We start from the raw sequence: 2,523 nt of genomic DNA on the forward strand, positions 1-2,523 counted from the left end.
GCGGGAGGGCCTCCGCGCGAAGGAGCGGAGTGAGCGCGTCCGCGATGGCCTTCGCGCCGAGCGCGTGGCCGAGCTCGTTGTAGTGGCCGTCGTTCTTCCACTGGATGGGCCGGCCGCCGATCTCCGAGTCGGGGATGTCGAGCGAGCGGAGGAGGGCGCCCTCGGCCTCGATCGCCGCGGCGTCGAGGCGCGCGAGCTCCGCGCGGCCGACGATGACGAAGAGGCGTGCGCGCGAATCGCGCACGGCCGCGGCGTACGCGCGAAGGAGCGCGCTCGTCAACCGGTACTGCGCGTCGCTCGCGCGCCCCGACCCGCCGCCGCTGAACTCGAACGCGTTCGCCGGGGCCGCGGCGATCGCGGCGCGCACTGCGTCGTCGCCGGCCGCCGGCGGAGCGGCCGGCTTCGGCGCGGGCAGCGCGAAGCGCCAGATCCAGTACAGCGCACCGGCGTTCTCGCGCAGCCGGAAGGTCGCCCACGTGAAGAGCGCGGAGCGGTCGGCCAGGTTCACCTCGACGGCGCAGTAGGCGCGTTGGAGCGGCGAATCGAGACGCCGGACCCGGTAGTCGGCGTCGAGGTCGTACTGCGAGCACGCCGGGTAGTCGGGGACGGGCGCGCCGACGAGCTCGAGTGCGCCGGTGTCGTCGAGGTGGAAGGCGGCCTTCCCGAACGGGCGACGCATGCGGTGGAGCGTCGTGTTGTCGTCGGGGTCGTTGCCGCTGTGCATGAACACGACCCAGTCGGGGGCGAGCTCCGCGGCGTGGTCGCGGTACCAGAGATAGGTCTGGTCGGTGCCGTAGCCGCGCACGCCGGCGTTGAGGGTCTGCACGGGCCTTCCGAGTCGCTCGGCGAGCAGCTGGCCCGTACGGACGACGAAGGTGTCCTCCTGCGCGACCTCGAAGCCCGCGACCATCGAGTCGCCCGTGAACAGGATGCGGAGCCCGCCGGGCGCGACGGGCTCGATCTCCGGCCCCCGCAGTCCCAGCGAGTTCAGCCGCACCTCGCTGTCGAACTCGACCGGCCACGGACGCGGCCCGCGGTAGCGCCCCGCGCCGTTGCGTTCGTGCTTCCAGCCGAGGACCGGGTCCTTCGTCCAGAAGAGCGAGGGCTTCGAGTAGACGGAGTAGATCGCCTCGTAGCCGCTCAGCCGGAGCGCGGCCTCGGCGAACAGACCGACGATGCCGACGCTCGCGAAGAGCAGCGCGAGGCGCGCACCGAAGAGGAGCACACCGCGAAGACGACGCCGGTCCGCCACTGAGGTCGACTCCCGCATCCGTCGCCGCGCGCGGAGGGTCGCTGCCGCGGGCCGCGCAGCGTAGCACCGCGGCTCGCGCGGCCGGATCGGGCGCGGCTCAAGGGAGGCTCCAGGGAGCGACGCGCCGCAGCACGGCCGTCCCCCCGACCGCGGCGACGATGGCGGCCGCCGTCCGCGCGAGCGAGTCGGGGATGGAGGTCGGAGCGCCGAACGCGCGCTCGAGTGCGAGCAGCAGCGCGGGGTTGAGCACGAACACGCCGAACGAATCGCGCCCGAGACGCAGGAGCCAGCGCGGGGCGCGCGCCGTCGCGAGCGCCGGTAGCGCCGCGACGACGAGCAGCGACCCCGCGAAGACGTGCAGCTGCGCATAGGGCGGGTGCGACGGCTCGGGCCAGGGAGGGATGGCGGGCACGGCGATCGCGCCGACCGCGACGCCCGCCGCCGCGAGCGCGACCCCGACGCGCGGCGAGCTCGCCGGGCCGCGGCGCGCCCGCTCGCCTAGCACGACGCCGAGAGCGAAGTAGACGAACCACAGCCAGACCCAGTTGGGCGTGGACGCGAGCCGCCACGCGATGCGCGCACCGCCCGCATCGGCTTCGAGCGCGCGCGCTGCGAACAGCGCGGCGCATCCGATCACCGCGCCCGCCGCAGCGACCGCGACGCCCGCCGGCGTCCGCCACGCGCGGCCGCGCGCGAGCAGGGCGGCGAGCGCGAACGTCTGGATCAGGACGACGAAGTAGTACTGGCCCGGGTAGGCGGCCTCTCCGAAGCGCAGCAGCAGGAAGCGGATGCCGACGGGCTCGGGGAGGCCGACCACGAGCGCCAGCAGCACGCCGTAGAAGGCGCCATACAGGAAGTGGAGCCGCGCGAACGTCCAGACCGAGCGCGCGAAGCGCGCGCGATCCATCGCCTTCCAGCCCGCGAGGAATCCCGTGACGCCGAGGAAGACGGGCACGGCGAGCCGCGCGACGCCGCCGACGACGTGCGTCGACCATGCCTCGGCGTCCGCGGGCGCGGCGTGGATCAGCACCACGAGCGCGATGCAGAGGCCCTTGACGGCATCGAGCCCGTCCAGCCGCTCGCGTCGGATCGCGCTGCCTTCGCTGTGCCCGTGCACGAGTCGCTCCGTCCCGCCGCGAGACGCGTCGGCGCGCGACGATATCCCCGCTGCCGGACCGTCGCTCGCCGTGGGCGCGGTGCGGCGACCTCCGCGCCGCGCGCTCCGGTAGGGTCTGCCGCCGACGGCAGTGCGCGGCCGCTGCGGGGGAGGG

General features: G+C 74.7%; 2 protein-coding genes. Both read right to left on the reverse strand.

Going from position 1 to position 2,523, the window contains the following annotated elements:
* On the reverse strand, positions 1–1,252 hold a 1,252-nt coding region (locus R3E88_22590), incomplete at its 3' end, for an SGNH/GDSL hydrolase family protein (GenBank protein ID MEZ4219270.1).
* 97 nt (positions 1,253–1,349) lie between these two features.
* Entirely contained in the window at positions 1,350–2,369 is a 1,020-nt protein-coding gene (locus R3E88_22595) for an acyltransferase family protein (GenBank protein MEZ4219271.1), read from the reverse strand.
* Positions 2,370–2,523: the final 154 nt, after the last annotated feature.

It is taken from the genome of Myxococcota bacterium (genome assembly GCA_041389495.1).
Lineage (GTDB): Bacteria > Myxococcota_A > UBA9160 > UBA9160 > UBA4427 > JAWKRT01.